This is a genomic window from Methanosphaerula subterraneus, from assembly GCF_052055875.1.
In the GTDB taxonomy this organism is placed as follows: Archaea; Halobacteriota; Methanomicrobia; order Methanomicrobiales; family Methanospirillaceae; genus Methanosphaerula; species Methanosphaerula subterraneus.
Genome location: NZ_CP170508.1, coordinates 1646494 through 1666842, shown reverse-complemented (window position 1 = coordinate 1666842; position 20349 = coordinate 1646494). Strand labels below are relative to the sequence as shown.

Here is a 20349-nt window from a genome sequence, read left to right as displayed (position 1 = left end):
TATATAAACTATCCTCATCTCCGGTTCGGTTTCTGTGGTGCATGCTGGGGTGCCGGCTCGATATTTAAAGTTGAGAACCTAACATCTTGATAGAAGCATCCCCTGGATTCTTCGAATATCCCGCTCATCGAATGATGGACCAGATCAGTTGAACCTGCCAGGGGTATTTTCTATAACCATTGACAAATAGAGATCTTAACAGGGGACGATCATGGAGAGACGGAGCACAGGGATAAGCGGACTGGACCAGGTGCTCGACGGTGGCCTTCCGTGCGGCACCATCGTGCTGATCCAGGGGAACCCCCTCTCAGGCAGCGACCTTTTGGCCCGGCAGTTCTGGAATGCCGCCTCTGATTCCGGCACCTACCTGATGCTGGACGGGCAGGTGGAACCGGGGATGATCTCAACATTCTCACCTGACCACTCTGATGAATATGGGCGGGGGGAGGTGATCATCGTCGACTCACTCTCGACGATCCTGCTCGAGCATGGGCTCGATCTGACCCTGACATTTCTCCGGTCGATGAAGGAGCAGATCCGACGGACCGGGGGGAACCTGATCGTGCTGACCTATCCGGGTCTGCATACCCCACTCGAGGAGATCCGGCTGTTGCGGACTGTGGACCTCTTCCTCGAGATGCAGCAGGAGGTCGTGATGAACGAGGTCAGCCACCTGCTGATCATCCACAAGGTGCCGGGAATGCCGGTGCCGCTCCGGGTCTTCCCGTACTTTATCACCGAGCACGGGGTCGAACTCTCGACCTCGATCTTCATCGTATAAGGGTCAGAACATCCCCGGGGTCTGGCCGAGGCCCGGGCTGGCGGGTGATCCCGGTTCCCAGGTTCCGGTGATCTACTGCCCTGGCCTGAGCAGAAAGGCGTTCCCATAAAAGAGTGCGACCTGCCGGCCATCCTGGGTGACCGTGACCTGGAACGCGACCGTCGCCTCGGCCTCCCCTGCACTGGTGGCGGTCGCGACCAGCGGACCGCCGGTGGCCGTGGCCGGGGCCAGGTAGGTGATCTGCGAGGTGACCCCGACCTTCGGCCTCCCGTCCAGGTTTGAGGCGATCCCGAACGCATGGTCTGCCACTGAGAAGATCGCCCCGCCGTGGACGTTCCCATGGGCGTTCAACTTGTCAGGGATCTCCATCATGACCACGACACTCAGGTCATCTCTGACATCGGTGATCACAAGCCTGTTCAACACGGCGAACGGTGCGGCGTTGAAGGACGCAATCTGATCTTCTTTCTTTTCCATCGGAACATCGTCTCTTAAAAAAAGTTGGAGATGAGAAGGGTTATGCCTTCTCCTCTCCTGCCTTCCTGTGGCTTGAATCCAGCCGTCACTCGTGGCGGAGTGCGTCGATCGGGTTCATCCGGGAGGCCGTCCATGCCGGGTAGATACCGCAGATCAGGCTGATCAGGATCCCGAAACCGATCCCGTACACCACCTGTAGCAGGCTGGAGGGGGCCAGCGCATAGGCCCCGGTCTTGAGGAACATGGTACAGACCATATACCCGGCACCCAGGCTGAGCGCTCCGCCGATCGCGCTGCCAATGATACCCAGGAAGAGCGCCTCGTACATGAACATCATCAGCACCTCCGGTTGCTGGCTGCCTAAGGATCGCATGATCCCGATCTCCCGGATCCGTTCGTTCACCGACATCATCATGATGTTTAAGATCGAGACCCCTGCGACGACGAGGGAGATCCCGCCTATAGCACTGACAAACGTCGTGACCGTCGAGAATGAATCGTATATGCGGGCCAGACTTGTCTTGGTCAGCTGGACTGAAATGACTCGTTCCTTGTGGTTCATCGACGTGGTGAGTTCATCTGAGAGCGTCTCGACGTCGTCGATATTATTGGCCTTGACGATCACCTGGTCGTAGAGGTTGCTCCTGGTGTTGTAGACCTGGAAGAACCATTCTTCAGGGACAACGATGGCGTTGTCGGTGGAGACGTCCATACTCATACCCCGGGTTCCGATGATTCCAAGAACCCTGAGTGTCCCGCCGCTCGCTACGGTGATCCGTGACCCGACCGTCAGGTTGTACCTGGTCGCCAGGGTCGTTCCGACGATACATCCTGAACCACCGGATTTGAGCATTGTCCCCGATTCCATGTCGCTGCCAAGGAGGGATTCAGCGTCTGCCGGTGTCAGTCCGTAGATCTGCGTTGTCACGTTCTTCTTTCCGACAGAGACCACGTCTCTGGTGGAGGCGACATTGATGACCGATCCGTTCGTGCTGATGATTCTTGCTATCTGCTGGGCCTGTGCCTCGGTGAACCTCGGCGTCGTGGTGCTTGAACTTTCACCACCACCTCCGCCGCTTGGGGGTGCTCCGCCACCGCCACTACCCATCATCATCCCGCCACCGCCGCCCGGCGGGGCACCGCCACCGCTACTGCTCGATGAAGCACTGCCGATAGAGTTGCTGGTTTCGCCGACCGGTGAGATGATGATCGTGTTCCCCGAGGCGGTGATGCTGTCCGTGATCGAGAGGACCATGCTGTTCCCGAGGATCCCCATTGCTGCGATGGCAGCGACCCCGATCACAATCCCGAGGACGGCCAGCGTGGACCGGAGCGGATGGAGTTTAAGGTTTCTGACCGCCAGGTCAACGAAGATCATACGATCCGACCATCCTCAATCATGATCACCCGATCGGCGTACTCAGCGGTCGTGGGGTCATGGGTGACCATGATCACGGTTGTCCCTTCATTGTTCATCTCTGAAAGCTGCTTCATGATCCCGAGGCCGGTCTTCCGATCAAGGTTCCCGGTCGGCTCGTCGCAGAGGAGGAGGACCGGATCATTGACAAGCGAGCGGGCGATGGCTGCCCGCTGCTGCTGCCCGCCGGAGAGTTCTGCCGGAGTATGGGTGTACAGCTTCGGATCGAGTCCTGCCGAAGCCAGTGCCTGTTCTGCCCTTCCTTTTGGAATGTTTCCCCCGTGCTTCATCAGCAGGGGGAACTCGACGTTCTCAAGGATCGTCAGGGAGGGGATCAGGTTGAACTGCTGGAAGATGAACCCGATGGTGTCCCTCCTGAGACTTGTCAGTGCACGATCACTCATGTCCTTGGTGTTGATGCCATTGATCATCAGATCACCTGATGTCGGGGTGTCGAGGCACCCGATCATGTTCATCGTCGTCGACTTTCCTGACCCCGAGGGGCCCATGATCGCGACGAACTCTCCCTTCATGATCTCAAGGGAGATATGATCGAGGGCGATCACATCCCCGGCAGGGAGTTTGTACACCTTGCTGACCTCGCAGAATGTGATCAGGGGGGTCTCAGCCATTGACTCACTCATCGCTTTCTTCTCCGGATATACAGGGCTGCGCCTCCGATGACCACCAGCACTGCGACGATCGGGAGGGCGAGCCCGGTGAGTGTTCCGACGATCCCGTTACGCTGCCCGGGGGGGGACATAGCCCCGGATGGTGCGCTACCTGACGGTGCTCCGCCATTGCCAGCAGTCATGTTGGAGGTGGATGATTTGATGTCCACCGTCACCGTCCGGGTGAGGGAGTTCCCGTTGGCGTCCTTATAGGAGATCACGAGGGGGACGGAGGCGCTGTTCGTTCTGTCGGTAAAGGTCACTTCAAAGCTGGAGAAGTCATTGGCTGCGAGCGATCCGATCACTGCCTGTTTGTAGGGGTCGACAGGGGTCCCGGTCCCACCGGTCGTCACCACGACACCATTGGCATCTTTGAGCCCTGCATTGTTGACATTTCCGGTGATATGGGTAACTCCGGCTGACTGGGTGATCACGGTGTCGGAGATCAGGAGGTCTGCCTGGGTCTTGTCCTCAGAGAAGGTGACCGGGATGGTCAGGGATGCGGTGTGAACATTCAGCCCGTTCTGGAAACTGACCTGGAATGTGACGTTCCCTTCACGTGAAGGCGTCACACTGAAGGTCTTCGAGATCTCGCTGTTTGAGGCGAGGGCTCCGATGAAGATCGATCCCGGGCTGATGGTGGAACCATCTCCAGATGGTATGATCTGGATCCCGTTGACACTGTTCTGCCGGGGGTTCCCTATCGAAAGGACTATGCTGTCCTTGAATCCCTGCACATACGCGTCAGGCTGCGAGGCCACCGAGACCGCAAGGTTGGTGTCGGACACCTTCACAGCCACCGGGTACCTGAGGGTATTCGAGTCCAGGTTGAGGACGAACTCGGGGTACTGAACTCCTACCCTGGTCCCTGCCTGGATCGGGAAGATGAACTGCATCGTCGATCCCGGGCTGATGGATCCCCCGGAGGCGTACTGGGTGCTGTCCATCGTCGTCACCGACGAGCCGGCCAGGGTGGCACGAGTGTAGTCAACCGCGGTGTTCCCGCTGTTGCTGACCACGATGGTCAGGGTCCCGCTGTCCCCTGGCATCAGCACCTCGGGATCGAGGGTGGTCTTCGTCACCGAGAGCCCTGACCCTGTCGATGATCCCGTGGCCGCCGTGGTGGTCGAGGTCGTCACCTGGGATACGCCTGTGTAGGATCCCGAGGATCCTGAACTGCTGGTCGTCGTCACTGCCTGGGTGAGGTTCGTCCCTGCTGTCGTTGTTGACATCGAGGAGTTGTTCACGTCGACTGCCGAGGCTGCCATGATCAGGACGCAGAAGGCCAGGGGGATCAGCAGTACGGTGGTGATCCGCCTCACCGTATCGCGTCTTCCCGGTCGTCGGGTCACTCCGTCTCTCTGTGCAGAGACCGGACTCTGGGCCGGTCTTTTGCCTGGTGCACCCTGCCCAGTCGCAGGGGTGCCGGTGTTATGGTATGCTGATGATATCACGATCTCTCCTCGTTCCCGCGAACTGTCGCGAGTTTGTAGTAATTGAATTTACTACAACTCTGTTATGCATCATTAGAGATAAATCTGTCTGATCCTGTAGTAAATTATTTTACTACAGATCACAAACAGTCTCTGGTATGACGATGATCACCCCGACGCTGGTGAAGGCGCTGAAGGTGCTCGGCCTCTCCGAGTACCAGGCGAAGGTCTATGCGGCGCTGGTCCTCCTGGACCAGGCGCAGGCGAAGGAGGTGGTCGAATTGCTCGGGATCTCCAAACCGAGCGTGTACGAGAGCCTCGAGTCCCTGGACGATCTTGGCCTGGCCGTCCGGATCAGTGCCAAGCCGGCGGTCTTTCAGGCGATATCGCCTGAGATCGCCGTCAGGATCCTGATGGATGCACACACCGAGGCCGCTGCCACAGCCCTCTCCGAACTGCAGACCCTCCGGGAGCAGATCTTCTCTGGGAGACGGCCTGCCCAGTTCTGGGCGATGTACGGAAAGGGGAATCTGGAGTATAAGATCGACGAGATGCTCAGGGAGGCGAAGGAGAGTGTCTTTGCTGTGACCTCGGACCGGTATCTCGACCTCTTCAAACAGCTCGCCGGCCGGGATCTCTCCATCTGCCTGGTGGTGATCTCGGAGGACCCCAGAGTTGGGGAGGAGTTCCGCTCTCTCTTCACAGGCGACCGACAGCAGGTGATGGTCACCTCCCCTGCAGTGATGTTGATGCCGATGATGGCGGACCCAGGCCTGGCCGAGATGATGGAGGAGTTCCGGTTCTCCAACCAGCTCGACCTGATCGTCGATGATGCCGAGGAACTCTCGGTGCCGCCGATTGAGACCGAGATGCTGACTGGCCTCGCCTCTCAGAACCGGACCCTCGTGCTGCTCGCAAAGAACAGGAATATGATGATGTGGCAGATGTTGCAGCAGATGGAGAAGGAAGGCCTCCTGACCGGGAGCAGTTCAGAAGAGTCCCTGGACCAGTCCCGCGACTGACCCTGCCCACAAAGTTTTAACCAGATGAGAGACTCTCATCACCTATGCTCCGCCCGGTGCTCCTCTCAGGTCTGCTGGCGGCTGCCACCCCTGCCAGAGCTCTGGCCGCCACCCCGGCGGTTCTCCCGGACTTCGAGCAGCCCCCGGTCCAGTATTTTCTCGTCGTCTGGGTAGTGTTGATCGTGGCGGCGGCCGGACTGCTCTGGTACATCACGTTCGAGCGGGACCGGCGCCGGCTGGTACCGGTGGAGGCCCTTGCACCACCCCGGGTTGTCTTACGGTCAGACTGCTGCCCATTCTGCGGCCACCCGGTTCAGCCCGAGATCAGCATCTGCCCGTTTTGCAGGGAACGGATGTGGACCTGAGCCGGGCCTGGGCCGGTGGTGGCCCAACTCAGGTGATGTCGGAAGCCGGCGACCCTTTCCGGGTCACAGGGAGGTAGAATGTGAAGGTGCTCCCCTTCCCGACGACAGAGTGTACCTCGATACTTCCGCCATGGTTCCTGATGATCGAGAGGCTGCTGGAGAGGCCAAGCCCCCGTCCAACCGAGTGGGTCGTGTAGTAAGGATCGAAGATCTTCCCCATCAGATCAGGGGATATCCCAATCCCGGTGTCCTCTACAGAGATCGCCACATACTCCCCGGCAGGGAGGGTGAGGATTCCCTCAGCCAGGGCCACCGCCTCCCCGGAGATGGTCACCGTTCCCCCGGTGGGCATTGCCTGGTCGGCGTTCATCACAAGGTTGCCGACCACCTGGCCGATCTGCCCGAGGTCGACATCGACGGCCGGCAGGGATGCCGGGAGCCGGACGATCGCACGGGACTTCGAACCACGGAGGGCGAAGTCGGCCGTCTCCTCGATCATATCTGAGAGGTACGTGACTGCCCTGACTGGTGCTCCACCCTTGGCGAAGGTGAGGAGCTGGGTGGTCAGCCCCCGTGCACGGAAGATCGCCCGGGTCGCCTTGTTGAGCTGGAGGGCGACGGGATCGTCATCGGCGAGGTTCATTTCAGCGAGTTCCAGGTGCCCGATGATGATCGTCAGGATGTTGTTGAAGTCATGGGCGATCCCCCCGGCCAGGACACCGAGGGACTCGATCTTCTGGTTCTGGAGCAGGTCTTCCTCCATCTTCCGGAGGGATGTGATGTCCTGGAAGACGAGGATCGAACCGCCCCGGTCTCCCTCCGGCCCCGGCACCTCCGCCGAACTGGCGGCGATCGTGTGCTCGGTTCCGTCGGCAGAGAGCAGACGTCTCCCCCAGAGCCTGGAGGGGTGATTGGAGTTCCTGGCCGTCGAGGAGGTGGACGGAACCCCAGTTTGGCCCGGTTCATCGCTGGTGACGAAGACGCGGGCGAGTGGCAGCCCCACCGCCTCTTCCTGTCGCCACCCGGTCAGATCCTCTGCCACCGGGTTCATCATCAGGACCAGCCCTGTGGCGTCAGTGGTGATCACCCCGTCGGCGATGGACCGAAGGGTGATGGCCAGCCGCTCTTTCTCAGCGGCCAGGAGCGTCTCAGTCCGGCTTCGCTCCTGGACCTCGGTGATCAACCTCGTTACGGCCGTCTCAAGGTCGACAGTCCGCCTCGTCACCTGCTCCTCGAGGTGCATCTGATGTTGGTGCAGTTCCTCCTCCACCTGTTTGCGTCGGGTGATATCGCTCATCACCACGACAAAGTGGCCGGCTGATCCGTCAGGCTGTCTCACGACGGCCACCGCCTCTTCGATGGCGATCACCTGGCCGTCCTTTCGTTTCAGCCGTTTTTCATGTGAGAATGACTCGTCCTCTCCCTGGTATATGGCCGCCACCCTTGTCTCCTCTCCCGGGAAGTCCTCCGGCACGGTGAAGTCACGCCAGGTCTTCTTCATCGCTTCGTCAGGGGTGAATCCGAGGATCGAGCAGAGTTTCTCGTTCACCTTCATCATCCGGCCCCCTGGGGCGATGATGGCGATCCCGATCAGGGGGAGGTCGAAGACACTTCGAAAACGTTCCTCGCTGATCCTGAGCCGTTCCCGGGCAGCATCGATACGCCGATTGCTGATGAAGAGGACCAGAACGATGAAGAAGAGGCCGATACAGAGGAGAGCGGTCCCCAGCACAACCTCTCGGGGAAGCTCCATCGTCCCCGAGGGCTGATTGAGGATCACACTCCCTGCCGGGAGGTCGGCCGGATCGATCCCGAACCGCTGGAGTTGCTGGTAATCGAAGATCCCGGCATCCGGGCGTGCGATCGTCACCGGGATATCGGTGACGTTCCCCCCGGCAAGGATCTCCTCTGCCATGTTGCCGGCGATCCTTCCCTGCCCCTCGCCGGTCGTCATCATCCCGCCGACGATCCCCTTCCCGAGGTAGAAGTCCCAGACTCCATAGATCGGAACACTGCAGTTCGTGGCGACGGCTGCGATGCTCTCGTCATAGGAGACCATCCTCCCCTCCCGGTCCTGGTTGAAGGTGAGGAGGAGGACGATACTCTCCTCTTCGAGGGCGGCCACCTGATCCTCCAGTTCCTGCAGGGTCACGTTGCTGATGAAGCGGGTCGTCAACCGCTCTCTATAGGCCGGGAGGACCGGTTCGAGGATCTTCTGGTTGGCCACCCCGGCCGAGGTCACGTTGTCGTTGATGATCACCAGGTTTTTTGTTTGTGGATGGAGGCTGAGGGCGAGGTCGATGGTCCTGTTGATCTGGTAGTCTTCGAGCACCCCAGTGAAGTCCGGGCGGGGGGGCTGCTCTGTCCCTGGCAGGTAGTTCACGCCGATGAATATCACCGGCACACCCGGGAAAAGGTCGTCATGGTGCTGGAGGAGGAAGGAGTAGGCGTCCTCCTCATCGGCGAGGATCAGGTCCGGGGGGTTGGCTGCATACTTCGCCTGATAGAACGAAAAGATATCCCTGAAGTAGGCATCGTCATGGTGGCGCTTGGTGTCCATGAACTCGACGGGGATGTCCAGGGTCTCGTTTGGGACGAGCACCTCGCTGATTCCGGCGGTCACCTCGTCGGTCCAGGCGAACCCCTGATGGTAGGAGTGAAGGACCAGCACCGACCGGGGGGATGGGTGTGCAGCAGCGGGGGCTGTGGCCAGGACCGCGAGGATCAGCACACAGAGCAGAGAACAGAGCAGCGACCTGCCCTGGGGGGAGATCCACATTCGTATACAGATCATCTCTCTGACCACTCAAGAATCCTTCTGAACGGATCGGGAATAACCGGGTCGACCGTGGAAAAAAAAGATTATTCTCTCTTTCTGAGTACGAGCATGACCCCGAGGATCCCGAGGGCTGCGAGCGGCGTCCATCCGGGCACGCCGGCCCTCGTCTTCACCGAGCCGTTGAAGTCGTACTGCTTCTCAGCATTGTCGGCGGTCGTCTGGGTGTAGACCACCTGCGAGGAGGCGGTCTGGACGGCCTGGGTGCCAACACCCTTCTGGTTGAGGGTCTGCTGCGTGGCCGCTGATTTGACTGTCACACCGCCGGAGACGGCTGCCTGCTGCCCTGCGCCGGTTGAGGTCCCACTGGCCTGTCCGGAGACGTCTGCCGGGGTCTGGGTCTCCACCGGAGTTGGATGCGCCTTTTCAGAGGCCGCCTCCGGGGTTGGGGTGACCGGCGGGGTCTGCGGGGTCTGGTTGAACGACTTCAGCAGCGTGCCTGCAGCCGCATGGTCGACCAGCTGGCAGCGCTGGTTCACTGCTGAGATCCCGAGCTGCTGCTTGGGGCCGACTGTTCTCCATCCGTCCTGTTCTTTGTAGACCTCGTTGTAGTAATAGTCGGACCGCTCGATGTACTGGATCTGAATGTAGAAGGTATTGTCATGGACGATATCTCCTGGTCCGAACTTCGGGTTCTCAACAAAGACCTGTTCGTCCCGGAACCCCTGGAAGTTGGTGGACCTGAACTGGGACTCGACGGTCTTCCGGTCGGTGGTGACCTTCTGGTCGTTGATGATCCTGTACACGCTGTTCTGTGCCGGGTAGACATACACCCGTGAGAGGATGTACGAGTCTGATACAGTGGAGACATCCCAGACAGCATAGAGCTCGTTGCCGTTGGTGATCACATCGTTGATCTTGAAGGTGAAGGTTGCGTCCTTTGGTCCCTGTGTGACGGCGGCCGTCATGGTGACGGTCGGTGTCGTCGCGGGTGCTGTCATCGTTGGTGAAACACCCGATGTCATGGTCGCTGTTGTTGCACCTGATGTGGCCGGGGCAGTGGCCTGTGTGGTACTATTCGATGGTTCAATGGTCTGGGTGAGCGCGGGTGTGGTGACGCCCATCTGGACCGGGGTGGCGTTATCGGCCAGCACGCTCTGACAGAGTGCAAGGATAAGCACAGTCAGAATCAGATAGATCTTTGTTCTCTTCACAGACCTCTAATTTTTGAGTGATCTCCTGATAAGGTACTTGGTCGAATCACCCCATTCTGTGGGATTTAGAGATCTGATCGATCTGAAATGTTCCATCTCCTGTATCTCCTGGTAAAAAAAGGGGGGAAAAGTCGGTCCACAGGACGAGCCTGTAGCCTTTAGAGTTCGCTCCGGACGATCCCGGTCGCCTCGACCATGTGTGCGAGCTTGGCAGACGCGGCCTCTCTGGTCCGCATCCGCATCCCGCAGTCGGGGTCGACCAGCAGCCGTTCTGCGCCGAACCGGTCGACCCCGTTTCTGATCAGACGGGCGATCGCGTCGACGTTCTCGATCGTATCGGAGGACGAGTCCAGGCACCCGAGCCCGATCTTCTTCTTTCCGAGATCCCTGGCCGAGAAGAGGTCCAGGTTGGCCGGGCAGGTCGCGAATTCGCAGTCATGGATGTCGACCCGGATCGCGAGCACCCGGTCTATCACCTGCGCGAGGTCGCCGCAGGTATGGAGCGCCACCGGCACGGAGACCTGGTTTGCGACCTGTTCCACCGCTTTTCTTCCGATGTCCAGGTCGGCGACCCCGGTCGAGAAGATCGGTTCGTCGATCTGGAGCATCGCGACGCCGGCCTCCTCGAGGGCGACCGCCTCGACGGCCAGGGCAGCCGCGAGGTCTGGGACCAGTTCCTCCCGGGACCGATAGTGGGGGGTTGCCAGCTGCAGCCCGTGGGCCAGTGTCGACGGGCCGGTCAGGAGCCCCTTCACGAACCGGGTCTTCGTCAGAGCGAACCGTGTGTCGTGCACCGTGATCGGCCCGGCTGCAGGCAGCACCTTCCCGATCACCTGCTGCCCCCGGACCCCGGGGAGGTGGGTGGTGAATATCTGGATCATCTCGCCCCTGACCTGTCCGTCAGAGATGATGTCGACCCCGGCGTTCATCTGGTCGGCGATGGCCGTCTCGAGGGCCGGGCGGAGGGGATCGAGGAGGGCACGCAGCCCCCTTCCCTTGACGACCGGATAACTCCCGACGACCGTCGTCGGCAGCAGCAGTTCGGGCAGCGGCATAAGACCGCTCAGGGGACCAGCCGGTGGCGGTCACGCGGGAAGAGCACCGCTTCCCGGATATTTTGCAGCCCGAGCATCGTCATCACGAGCCGCTCGGCACCGACCCCGAACCCGGCGTGCGGGGGCATTCCATACCTGAACGGCCGGAGATAGAACTCGAAACTCTCCGGGGAGAGTCCCTTGGCGATGATCTGCGAGACCAGCAGGTCATACTGGTGGACCCGCTGCGCCCCGCTCGAGAGCTCCATCCGCGGGTGCATCAGGTCGAAGGCCTTACAGATGGAGGGATCGTCCTCGTAGGGCATCGCATAGTACGGTCTGATCGAACTCGGCCAGTCGGTGATGAAGTAATGGGTTCCCATCTCCTCCCCAACCGCCCGCTCAGCAGCAGAGCCGAGGTCGTCGCCGTACTTGATCGGTTCGTCAATCTTTGTTGCTGCGATGTCGATCGCCTCTGCATACGGCAGTCGCGTGAACGGTCCCTTCGGCACCTCGAACGATTCGATCTCAAGGTTGGCGAGCTGGTCCTGGCAGGTCACGGAGACATGCTCATACGCCGTAATGATCATCTCCTCGAGAAGCGCCATCATGTCGTAGTGGTCGGCAAACGAGACCTCGACATCGATCGAGGTCGCCTCGTTGAGGTGCTTGGTGGTGTTGTGCTCCTCAGCCCGGAAGATCGGGCCGATCTCGTAGACCTTCTCAAACCCGGCGGCCATCATCATCTGCTTGTACAGCTGCGGGCTCTGGTTCAGAAACGCCTCCTTCTCAAAGTAGGCGATCGGGAAGAGTTCGGTCCCTCCCTCGGTGGCCGCGGCCACGACCTTCGGGGTGGTGATCTGGGTGAACTCGCGCTTGTGCAGGAACTGCTGGACTGCATGGAGAACCGCCGACCTGATCTCAAAGACCGCGGCCACCCGTGGCCGGCGTGCATCGAGGAACCGGACATCGAGCCTGGTGTCCAGGTCTGCCGGCACCTTCTCGACCACGTCGAGGGGGAGCGGGCTGTCGCTTCTGCTCAGCACCTCGAACGAGGACGGGACGAGCTCACGACCGCCCGGCGCCTTCTCCATCGCCTTCACCGTGCCGGTCACCTGCACGACCGATTCACGGGAGATCCCTTTGATGGCTGCGAGGACCTCCTCTGATGCTTTCTTCTTCGGGATGGTTACCTGGATGATCCCTGTCCGATCCCTGATCAGGAAGAAGGCCAGGCCGCCGAGGTCCCTGACCTCATGCACCCACCCGATGATCTTCGCATGCTCTGTGTCAGGGGTTACCATATTGATTGGAGTCCTCATATCAAACCGATAATAATGGGGCGGGATAGGTATTTGGCTTTGTGGCCGCAGACCGCGCCCGTCTCGATGCAGAAGGATAGGTTTAACTGCCGTTCGTTCGAAGATTCCTGCGATACAATGTACTGCAGGGAATGTGGGGCAGAGAACGGGGCAGAAGCCGCGTTCTGCAGGAGTTGCGGAGCCCGGATGGTCCCCGGAACCCCAGGATGTGCGGATAGGTCAGCGGCTGGGGATGACAGTGCCCCTCAGGTGGAGTATGCCGGGTTCTGGCTACGGCTTGGAGCATACCTGATCGATTCGGCCCTGCTGCTGGTCGTCTACGGGCTGCTCGCGATCCCGGCCGTCCTCTTCGTGGTGAACTGGGAGAGTGCCGAGGCGACGGTGGCTGCGCTGGGCTGGTACATCGCGGTGATCATCATCACGGTCGCCTACTTCACCTACTTCGAGAGCTCGACCGCCCAGGCCACCCCAGGCAAACAGGCCGTCGGGATCTTCGTAACTGACCGGGACGGCAACCGTATCACCGGCTTCCGCGCCTTTGGAAGGTACTGGGCCAGAGCGCTCTCGTTTCTGGTCCTGTACCTTGGAGTGCTGCTGATCGGGTTCACCGATCGGAAAGAGGGGCTCCATGACATCCTCGCCGGGACCCTAGTCTATCGGCAACCCCGCCTGACCGAGTTTAAGGGAAGGATCCCCTGAACTGATCTTTTTTGAGGTTATCCGGTCTATCCTTCTTTAAAAAGCTGGTCTTTGATCGTCTCTGGAACCAGCACCGTGCCGATGGCATGGATCACGCCGTTCGCAGCCACGATATCCGGCCGTTTTACGGCTTCAAGTTCCACGTAAAATACGCTTTTTGCCACCGAAAGGGCCAGTTCCCCTCCCTGCAACGTCCGGAAGATCGCCGTCTCCACCGCATTCTCCGAGAGCACCTTCCCTTCCCCGATGTGGTAGAGGAGCAGTTCCCGTGCAATAGCGGGGTCGCTCTCCAACAGGTCGAGCGCCGAGTCCGACAGTTTGATGAAGGCCGCGTCCTCCGGGGCAAATACTGTCAGGGCATCGTCCCCGTCGAGGGTGTCGGCCACCCCTGAATCCTCGGCTGCCTTCACAAAGAGGGTGAACCCCCCGTCGTGCCGCAGGGTCTCCAGAATTGTCTGATCATTGATCATTGTGGTTCCTCCTGATCTCGCTTTGAGATAGGGTTCACTATCGATGACAAGTATTTAAATTTTTTGAATCTTTCAAAAAAAGAGGGTAATGGGTTGGTGTAGGATTATGCCAGATAATCTTCTGGTCTGGGCATCTGTTCCTTTAAGCCCTTCCGCTTCCGGATCGCAATAACAACATCTTTGACGAGGTTGTTCGGGACGATCTCGAACCCTGCGAACTCGGTGTTCCACATCGCACGCCCTTCTGTGGCCGAGCGGATATCCCCTGAGAACCCGAAGAGTTCGGCGACCGGTGCCCGGCCGACGACGGTGATCGTGTCCCCTTCGCTGGTGATGTCCAGCACCTGGCCGCGCCGGCCCTGGATCTGGGAGGTTGCGTTCCCCATCTGATCTGTCGGGACAGTGATCGAGATCTTCTGGATCGGCTCGAGGAGCGAGTCGCCTGCATAGAGGATACCGGCCTTGACCGCACTCCGCACCGCAGGGATAACCTGGGCGGGACCGCGGTGGATCGCATCCTCGTGCAGCTTGACATCGACCAGTCTGATCTTCATGTTCTGGACCGGTTCGTCCGCCAGCGGGCCGCCCTGGAGTGCTTCGTGCAGACCTTCAAGGACCAGTTCCATCGTCTCGTTCAGGTACTGGATACCCTTGGTCATGTCGATGAAGATGTTGGTGGTCGAGATGTCCTTGATGTTCTTGGCCTCGTCCTTCCCCCAGCCGTTGGCGACCAGGAGGTCACGCCGCTCGATCCAGGTCTGGTTCATCGAGACCTCGCCGCTTCTGATCAGGTCAACGGTGACCTGGTCCAGGGGCTCGAGTTCCACATAGAACCGGTTGTGCCTGTTCGGAGACTTCCCTTCGATCGGGCCGGCCTTCTTCGTGGCCGTCTCACGGTAGACGACGATCGGCTCGGAGGTGACGATATCGACACCCTTGTCACGCTTGATACGGCCGGTGATGATCTCCAGGTGGAGCTCGCCCATGCCGCTGATCAGGTGCTCGCCGGTCTCCTCGTTGATCGTAATGACCAGTGTCGGGTCTTCCTTAGCGACCTGCCTGAGCACTTCGACCAGCTTTGGCAGGTCCTTCATGTTCTTGGCCTCGACCGCGACGGTCATGACCGGTTCACTGTAGTGCTTGAGTGACTCGAACGGGGTCATCTCACGCAGGTTGGTGACCGTCGAACCGACAATGGCGTCCTTAAGACCGGTCACTGCGGCGATGTTCCCTGCCGGAAGTTCATCGACCTCGACCCTGGTCGGTCCCATAAAGATACCGACCTGCTGGACCCTGTTCGCCTTCATGGCAGAGCCGATGATGTACAGTTCAGTGCCCCGCCTGAGGGTGCCGCTGAAGAGACGGCCGGTGGCGACCTCGCCTGCATGCGGGTCGAAGGAGATATCGGTGACCATCATGGCGATCGGACCGTTCGGATCGGCGGTGAGCATCGACTTGCCTTCCACCGACTCCTTATCCCCGTGCCAGATCACATTGATACGCCGCTTCTGTGCATCGAATGGGTCCGGCAGGTGCTTGACGACCATGTCGAGCAGCACTGCATGGAGAGGGGAACCCTTCGCGAGCGACTTCATGTCGCCTTCGCGACACTTGTTGTAGACGTCCTTGAACGAGACGCCGCTCTTCTGCATAAACGGAACAGAGACTGCCCAGTTGTACAGGGCTGAGCCGAACGCAACAGTACCCTTTGCAGGGTCGAGCTTCCAGCCGCTGTTGTACATGTCCTCGTTCATGCCCTTGATCAACTTGTTGACCTTGTCGATCACCTTGGCGAGGCGGACCTGCATCTCCATCTCGTCGACCTTCAGCTCGTTGATCAGCCGGTCGACCTTGTTGATGAAGAGGACCGGGACGACCTGCTCCTTGAGGGCCTGCCGCAGCACCGTCTCGGTCTGGGGCATCGTCCCTTCGACCGCATCGACGACCACGACTGCCCCGTCGACAGCCCTCATCGCACGGGTCACGTCCCCGCCGAAGTCCACGTGGCCTGGGGTGTCGATCATGTTGATCAGATACTCCTGACCTTCGTACTCGTGGACCATCGAGACGTTGCTGGCATCGATGGTGATCCCACGTGCCTGCTCCTCTGCGTCAGAGTCCATGAAGAGCTGTCTGCCGGCGAGTTCCTCGCTGATCATCCCTGCCCCTGAGAGCAGGTTGTCGGAGAGGGTCGTCTTTCCATGATCGATATGTGCTACAATCCCGATGTTACGGATGAACTTTGGCTGGCTCATCAGTTCGCTAACTCGGTCTACCATCTTTTTGCCGCGTGCCATTGAAACACCAATAAAAAAGATATTAAAAATTATCGTGCGGACTTTGCAATCCGCTCGCGTTCTTCTTTCTTTGCCACTGAATAGGCTTTCGCGTCACCGCGTGCTGCTGCCATCAGTTCATCTGCCAGTGCCGCTGAGACACTCTTCTTTGTCTTGCGGGATGCCTTGTAGACCGCTTCGGTGATGAACTTCAGCGAGCCGTCGACCCTGCGCTGGGGGGCGGTGTCGACTGCCTTGGGCACGTTGATACCACCGTACTTCAGCCTGACCGTCTCTTCGCGGGGACCGCTGTTCGCGACCGCGTCGACGAGCACCTGTGCCGGGTTCTTCTTGGTCTTCTTGGCGATGATCCCGAAAGCGTCCCTGACGATCCTGATGGCCAGCTGCTTCTTGCCGGTGTTCTGCTCGGTCTGCATCAGCCGGTTGATCAACCGCTCGACGATCAACATGTTGCTCTTGTTGAAGTCAGTTCCTGCAAGCTTGCCGCACGAGTGGGGCACAATCATGGAGTGCAGGTTCACATACCGCACAAGGGAAGGGTCGGTGATCTGCACTTCGGCAAGGTCCCACTGGTTGAAGAGCAGCTTCCTGCTCGGTGTGGGGGTTGCTTCTGTCTCTGTGGTTACGTTCTCTATTTCTTCCATAGTGCTCACCGTCTCGGCTTCTCTTTCCTGCCGATCACCATCTCGTGGAGGCAGACATTGTTCACGCTGGTCACAACGAATCTGACCCCAGGGATATCACCCATCGAACGGCCCAGTCTGCCGCCGATCCCTTCGACCTCGACCTCATCGTGCTCATCGATGAAGTTGATGGCGCCGTCGCCTGCTGCAAACGCGGTGATCTGGCGGCCGTTCTTGATCAACTGCACGCGAACGCACTTTCTGATCGCAGAGTTCGGCTGCTTGGCCTCGACACCGACCTTCTCGAGAACAATGCCCCGTGCCTGTGGTGCTCCCTCAAGGGGATCGGATTTAACATCGAGCTGGAGGAGTCTGCGTGCGTAGTTCACGTCGCTCCACCGGAATTTCTTTGAGTCGCGCTTCAGTTTTCTGGCGGCAAATTTACCCTGTCCCATGCAATACCCTCTTATCCTTTCATTTTTCTATATTCTGAGAACCTTTTGCTCAGTCTCTTGAGATCAATACAATGGCGCGGAACGGATTTATATATTATTATCCTTCTGTTCCTGCTTGCTTATATGAATCGATCTTGCTAATTAATAATATATCCTACTCAGCTCCACTACTATATGATGAATACCAGGATCTACAAAGAGGTGCACTTCGATGCGAGCCACCGCCTCTTCCATTATAAGGGGAAGTGTCATAACCTCCACGGCCATCGCTGGAAGGTCGAGGTCTGGATCGAGGGATCTCCTGATCAGGTCTCCTGTATTCTTGTCGACTACAATACCATAAAACAGACGGTCGAACGGTTCGACCACCAGATCGTCCTGAACCGGGAGGACCCGATGGTCCAGGCCATCACCCCGTTCCAGGAGGTCGTGACGGTCCCCGGCGACCCGACCAGCGAACTGCTGGCTGCAGAACTCGCAGGGATGATCGATCAGGAGTGCCGGAACCTCGGGCTCGATGCCCATGTCAGACAGATCCGGGTTTGGGAGTCGCCGGCCTGTTATGCAGAGCTGACGCTATGAGGATCAGTGAGATCTTCCTCTCCCTCCAGGGGGAGGGGATCTATCAGGGAAAGGCGTGCACCTTCATCCGGCTCGCAGGCTGCAACCTCTCCTGTACCTGGTGCGACACCCGGTACGCCTGCAGCAAAGGAGAGGAGATGACCACCGAGCAGGTCCTGGAACGGGTGAGTGCGGAGGACTGCTCCCTGGTCTGTATCACCGGCGGCGAGCCGCTGCTGCAGCAGGACCAGATCATCCCGCTGCTGAAGGCCCTCTGGGACCGGGGATATACCGTCGGGATCGAGACCAACGGCACCATCGACTTCAGCGCATCAGAGGAGTACGCCTCGATCTGCATGGATGTGAAGTGCCCGTCCTCGGGCGAAGCGTCCGACCTCTCCCTCCTCGATCGGATCCGAATCACCGACAGCGTGAAGTTCGTGGTGAAGGATCAGCAGGACTGTGCCTATGCCGAATCGGTGATCCGGGGCCACCCGATTAAGGGTACGATCTTCTTCTCGCCGGTCTTCGGATCCGAGTACTCGACCCTCGCCTCGTTTGTGCTGGCCCGCCATCTGCCGGTCACGTTTCAGATGCAACTTCACAAGATCATCGGAGTGAAATAACAATGAAAGCAGTCTGTTTACTATCGGGGGGGATGGACTCCTCCACCCTCGCCTATGTGGCGAAGGATATGGGCTACCGTATCCATGCCCTCCACCTCAACTACGGCCAGAGAACTGAAAAGAAGGAACTGCAGTCAGCCGCCGCGGTCGCGAAGGCGCTCTCTGCCGAGGAGTTCATCCCGCTGGACCTCGGCTACTTCAAGGCCTTTGGCAGGAGCAGCCTGACCGATCCCGCCATCGATGTCGATGTCTTCGACGAGAAACGGCCTGAACTCCCGAACACCTACGTGCCGTTCCGGAACGCCAACCTCCTCTCGATCGCGACCTCCTTTGCCGAGTCGCGGGGCGCCGATGCCGTCTTCATCGGGGTGCAGGCCCTCGACTACAGCGGCTATCCCGACTGCCGGCCGGCCTTCATCCAGGCCTTCCAGCAGGTGATGGACCTCGGGACCGCGGACGGCACTCATATCGACCTGCTGACTCCGTTCATCGGGCTGACCAAGACCGACATCCTCAGAAAGGGGCTCGACCTCGGGGTGCCGTACGAACTGACCTGGTCCTGCTACCAGAACGAGGAGAAGGCCTGCGGGGTCTGTGGATCCTGCCACTTCCGGCAGAAGGCCTTCGCCGAGGTCGGCCTCTCCGACCCGATCCCGTACGAGGAATGAATGGAGGTCTTTCGTTCGCGCCGCCTGAGCGTCGAGGAGAAGCAGGTCAGCCTTCCTGACGGCCGGGTGCGCGACTATGTGGTTGTCCACCCCGGGCCGGCGGTGGCGATGCTCCCGGTCATCGGGGACGACTGCCTGCTGATCCGGCAGTACCGGTATGCGATCGATCGGTACCTGTACGAGGTGCCGGCCGGGACGATGGAGCCCGGCGAGACTCCGGTGGAGACCGCCCACCGGGAGATGATCGAGGAGACCGGCTTTGCCGCCGGCAGGCTGGCCGCGATGGGGACGATCCTCACCACCCCTGGTTTCTCCGACGAGCAGATCCACCTCTTCAAGGCCACCGACCTGGTCCCCTCCTCCCTGTACCAGCAGGACGAGGACGAGGTGATCGAGGTGGAGCGTCTCCCGCTCATCCGGGCATGGGCGATGGTGATGGACGGGACGATCACCGATGCCAAGACGATCTGCCTGCTGGCGCAGTGCCGGGGCTGATCTGATGGGACGACGATCCCTCCTCTGCCACTGCTGTCTGTTCCTGCTCTTCTTGGCAGCAGTTGGCGCTGGCTGCGTCGGTGAAGAACAGACGATGGTCCAGAATGCGACTCCGACCCCCTCGTACGCGGTCGACAGCGCCGGCCATCTCTCGCTTCAGCGGTCGCCCTCGGCCGTGAACGAGACGGTGCTGATACAGAACGACACGCTGATCCTCAGCCGGCTGGTGCTGCTCACCCCGGAGGGGAACGTATCCTGCCTCCTCTCGACGCCTGCGCATCCGAAGGCGGCCTTCGTCTTCGCCCCTGGAGCAGGGGAGCAGGGGATGCGGCACCTGCCGCAGATGGTCAGGTATGCCGAGTCGGGATATGCGTTCCTCTTCGTCGATATCAGGGGGAACGGCGGGGAGACCCCCGGGTACCCGCTCGACCCGCAGCAGGACTACCAGCAGTTCAAGGCCGGCGCCTGGCCTGAATATTACCTGACCGTTGCCGATCTCTCCGACGCCCGGGCCTATCTGAACCGGACCCTCCGAGTGCCGGTGATGGCAGTCGGATCCTCGAACGGCGGGCGGTACGCCGCGATCGCCGCAGCGATCGATCCCGCCTTCGCCGGGTACATCGGGGTCTCAACCTCGTCGTTTGCGATCCCGGCCGACGGGGCGCCCGATGATGCCCGCCGTTTCCTGGCCAGCATCGACCCCGGGACCTACCTCGGTTCGATCGCACCACGGCCGGTCTGGATCTTCCACGCCGAAAAAGACCCGATCATTCCCTATGCGGACGGCCAGGAGTTCTTCTCGCATGCAAAGGATCCAAGGGAGTTCATTCCGTTCAACGGGGACCATGGGATGAACAGCGAGGTGGATACCGGGGTGCTGGAAAGATGCGCTCATCTTTATGGCAGTACATCCCCAATTAATAACAGCTCAGAGAGTCGGTGA

General features: G+C 59.8%; 21 protein-coding genes and 1 pseudogene. 10 read left to right on the top strand and 12 right to left on the bottom strand.

Annotated features, from left to right (window positions below):
- The first annotated feature begins 211 nt into the window (after positions 1-211).
- A complete protein-coding gene (locus tag ACFKSJ_RS08085; protein ID WP_440949291.1) occupies positions 212-781 on the top strand; it encodes an RAD55 family ATPase in 570 nt (189 codons plus the stop codon).
- A 72-nt stretch (positions 782-853) separates the two neighbouring features.
- On the opposite strand, the gene ACFKSJ_RS08080 is transcribed toward ACFKSJ_RS08085, so the two are convergent.
- From ACFKSJ_RS08080 to ACFKSJ_RS08065, 4 genes are all read right to left on the bottom strand, one after another.
- Positions 854-1258, bottom strand: coding sequence for a PaaI family thioesterase (locus ACFKSJ_RS08080; RefSeq protein WP_440949290.1), 405 nt, complete (start codon positions 1256-1258; stop codon positions 854-856).
- A gap of 85 nt (positions 1259-1343) precedes the next feature.
- Positions 1344-2636, bottom strand: a complete 1293-nt coding sequence (locus ACFKSJ_RS08075; protein ID WP_440949289.1) for an ABC transporter permease — start codon at positions 2634-2636, stop codon at positions 1344-1346.
- Positions 2633-3319 carry an ABC transporter ATP-binding protein gene (locus ACFKSJ_RS08070; RefSeq protein ID WP_440949288.1) on the bottom strand — a complete coding sequence of 229 codons (687 nt, stop codon included), beginning with the start codon at positions 3317-3319 and terminating at the stop codon, positions 2633-2635. The genes ACFKSJ_RS08075 and ACFKSJ_RS08070 overlap by 4 nt, the downstream gene beginning before the upstream one ends.
- The gene (locus ACFKSJ_RS08065; RefSeq protein WP_440949287.1) at positions 3316-4800 is read right to left on the bottom strand and encodes a hypothetical protein; all 1485 of its coding nucleotides are present in this window, start codon (positions 4798-4800) and stop codon (positions 3316-3318) included. Before ACFKSJ_RS08065 ends, ACFKSJ_RS08070 begins: the two co-directional genes overlap by 4 nt.
- Before the next feature lie 137 nt (positions 4801-4937).
- Here ACFKSJ_RS08065 and ACFKSJ_RS08060 point away from each other — a divergent pair, with 137 nt between their 5' ends.
- Together ACFKSJ_RS08060 and ACFKSJ_RS08055 are read left to right on the top strand one after the other, a co-directional pair.
- Positions 4938-5801 (top strand): TrmB family transcriptional regulator, encoded by an 864-nt coding sequence (locus tag ACFKSJ_RS08060; RefSeq protein WP_440949286.1) that lies wholly within the window; start codon positions 4938-4940, stop codon positions 5799-5801.
- A gap of 44 nt (positions 5802-5845) precedes the next feature.
- Entirely contained in the window at positions 5846-6166 is a 321-nt protein-coding gene (locus ACFKSJ_RS08055) for a hypothetical protein (RefSeq protein WP_440949285.1), read from the top strand.
- Between the two features lie 28 nt (positions 6167-6194).
- On the opposite strand, the gene ACFKSJ_RS08050 is transcribed toward ACFKSJ_RS08055, so the two are convergent.
- From ACFKSJ_RS08050 to aspS, 4 genes are all read right to left on the bottom strand, one after another.
- Positions 6195-8960 (bottom strand): ABC transporter substrate binding protein, encoded by a 2766-nt coding sequence (locus tag ACFKSJ_RS08050; RefSeq protein WP_440949284.1) that lies wholly within the window; start codon positions 8958-8960, stop codon positions 6195-6197.
- Positions 8961-9028: 68 nt separating this feature from the next.
- Positions 9029-10156, bottom strand: coding sequence for a hypothetical protein (locus ACFKSJ_RS08045; protein ID WP_440949283.1), 1128 nt, complete (start codon positions 10154-10156; stop codon positions 9029-9031).
- A 158-nt stretch (positions 10157-10314) separates the two neighbouring features.
- Positions 10315-11211 carry a methionine synthase gene (locus ACFKSJ_RS08040; RefSeq protein WP_440949282.1) on the bottom strand — a complete coding sequence of 299 codons (897 nt, stop codon included), beginning with the start codon at positions 11209-11211 and terminating at the stop codon, positions 10315-10317.
- Positions 11212-11219: 8 nt separating this feature from the next.
- The gene (aspS, locus tag ACFKSJ_RS08035) at positions 11220-12512 is read right to left on the bottom strand and encodes an aspartate--tRNA(Asn) ligase (protein ID WP_440949281.1); all 1293 of its coding nucleotides are present in this window, start codon (positions 12510-12512) and stop codon (positions 11220-11222) included.
- Between aspS and ACFKSJ_RS08030 the strand changes: the two are divergent.
- Positions 12447-12668: pseudogene (locus ACFKSJ_RS08030) on the top strand (hypothetical protein); the annotation flags it as partial. The gene aspS and the pseudogene ACFKSJ_RS08030 overlap by 66 nt on opposite strands.
- Before the next feature lie 30 nt (positions 12669-12698).
- A complete protein-coding gene (locus ACFKSJ_RS08025; protein WP_440951415.1) occupies positions 12699-13211 on the top strand; it encodes an RDD family protein in 513 nt (170 codons plus the stop codon).
- Positions 13212-13237: 26 nt separating this feature from the next.
- On the opposite strand, the gene ACFKSJ_RS08020 is transcribed toward ACFKSJ_RS08025, so the two are convergent.
- From ACFKSJ_RS08020 to ACFKSJ_RS08005, 4 genes are all read right to left on the bottom strand, one after another.
- Positions 13238-13681 carry a fasciclin domain-containing protein gene (locus ACFKSJ_RS08020; protein ID WP_440949280.1) on the bottom strand — a complete coding sequence of 148 codons (444 nt, stop codon included), beginning with the start codon at positions 13679-13681 and terminating at the stop codon, positions 13238-13240.
- Between the two features lie 104 nt (positions 13682-13785).
- The gene (locus ACFKSJ_RS08015; RefSeq protein ID WP_440949279.1) at positions 13786-15978 is read right to left on the bottom strand and encodes an elongation factor EF-2; all 2193 of its coding nucleotides are present in this window, start codon (positions 15976-15978) and stop codon (positions 13786-13788) included.
- Between the two features lie 29 nt (positions 15979-16007).
- Positions 16008-16622 carry a 30S ribosomal protein S7 gene (locus ACFKSJ_RS08010; RefSeq protein WP_440949278.1) on the bottom strand — a complete coding sequence of 205 codons (615 nt, stop codon included), beginning with the start codon at positions 16620-16622 and terminating at the stop codon, positions 16008-16010.
- 5 nt (positions 16623-16627) lie between these two features.
- A complete protein-coding gene (locus tag ACFKSJ_RS08005; protein ID WP_440949277.1) occupies positions 16628-17056 on the bottom strand; it encodes a 30S ribosomal protein S12 in 429 nt (142 codons plus the stop codon).
- Positions 17057-17233: 177 nt separating this feature from the next.
- Here ACFKSJ_RS08005 and ACFKSJ_RS08000 point away from each other — a divergent pair, with 177 nt between their 5' ends.
- From ACFKSJ_RS08000 to ACFKSJ_RS07980, 5 genes are read left to right on the top strand one after another with little or no spacing between them, the layout of a single operon-like run.
- On the top strand, positions 17234-17638 hold the full coding sequence (locus tag ACFKSJ_RS08000; RefSeq protein ID WP_440951414.1) for a 6-carboxytetrahydropterin synthase: 405 nt from the start codon (positions 17234-17236) through the stop codon (positions 17636-17638).
- Positions 17635-18243, top strand: coding sequence for a 7-carboxy-7-deazaguanine synthase QueE (locus ACFKSJ_RS07995; RefSeq protein WP_440949276.1), 609 nt, complete (start codon positions 17635-17637; stop codon positions 18241-18243). Before ACFKSJ_RS08000 ends, ACFKSJ_RS07995 begins: the two co-directional genes overlap by 4 nt.
- 2 nt (positions 18244-18245) lie before the next feature.
- Positions 18246-18911, top strand: a complete 666-nt coding sequence (queC, locus tag ACFKSJ_RS07990) for a 7-cyano-7-deazaguanine synthase QueC (protein WP_440949275.1) — start codon at positions 18246-18248, stop codon at positions 18909-18911.
- Positions 18912-19406, top strand: a complete 495-nt coding sequence (locus tag ACFKSJ_RS07985) for an NUDIX hydrolase (protein ID WP_440949274.1) — start codon at positions 18912-18914, stop codon at positions 19404-19406.
- Positions 19366-20349, top strand: coding sequence for an alpha/beta hydrolase (locus ACFKSJ_RS07980; RefSeq protein ID WP_440949273.1), 984 nt, complete (start codon positions 19366-19368; stop codon positions 20347-20349). Before ACFKSJ_RS07985 ends, ACFKSJ_RS07980 begins: the two co-directional genes overlap by 41 nt.